At 41.5% G+C, this 752-nt stretch carries 1 protein-coding gene; it reads left to right on the forward strand.

The genetic code is table 11. The annotated features are described in order from the left end of the window. A partial coding sequence (locus I6F65_RS21485) for a transposase (protein WP_197114863.1) occupies nucleotides 1–752 on the forward strand: 752 nt, incomplete at both ends.

Below are 752 nucleotides of genomic sequence, written 5' to 3' on the forward strand. Positions count from 1 at the left end.
CGTCAAATAAGTTTGGTTGATACAAAATACTACCACTGTATTTCACGTTGCGTTCGCCGTGCTTTTTTATGTGGCGAAGACCATTTTACTGGTCAATCTTACGAGCATCGCAGAGGCTGGGTTGAAGACAAACTACTTGAATTAGCTAAGATATTTTGTATTGATGTATGCGCTTATGCTGTTATGAGCAACCACACTCATTTAGTACTGTATGTTGATGATAAAAAAGCAAACAGACTACATGATAAAGCGATTGTTATTCGTTGGCATAAGCTGTGTAAAGGCACCGCTCTTACACAAAAATACATACAGGGCGAAAAGCTAAGTAAAGCTGAACTTGTCTTTTTTAACCAAACAGTAAACCAATACCGCGAGCGCTTATCAAGTATTAGCTGGTTTATGCGGTTACTAAATGAAGATATAGCCCGCAGAGCGAACAAAGAAGATAACTGCACTGGCCGTTTTTGGGAGGGGCGTTTTACGTCCCAAGCATTATTAGATGAAGCCGCACTTGCCGCCTGTATGGCGTATGTCGATTTAAACCCAATTAGAGCGAAAATGGCTAACACCCCAGAAGAGTCAGACCATACCAGTGTTCAAGAACGTTTAACACACGCAAAGGATGGAAAACAACCAAAAAAACTTCTTCGCTTTGCAGGCATGCCACGCCAAATAATGCCCAAAGGGCTACCGTTTGAGCTTAAATCGTACCTTGAACTTGTTGAATTAACAGGCCGTTGTATACGAGAAGA

Origin of the sequence: Pseudoalteromonas sp. SWXJZ94C, from assembly GCF_015864385.1 — a bacterium.
Classification (GTDB): Bacteria; Pseudomonadota; Gammaproteobacteria; order Enterobacterales; family Alteromonadaceae; genus Pseudoalteromonas.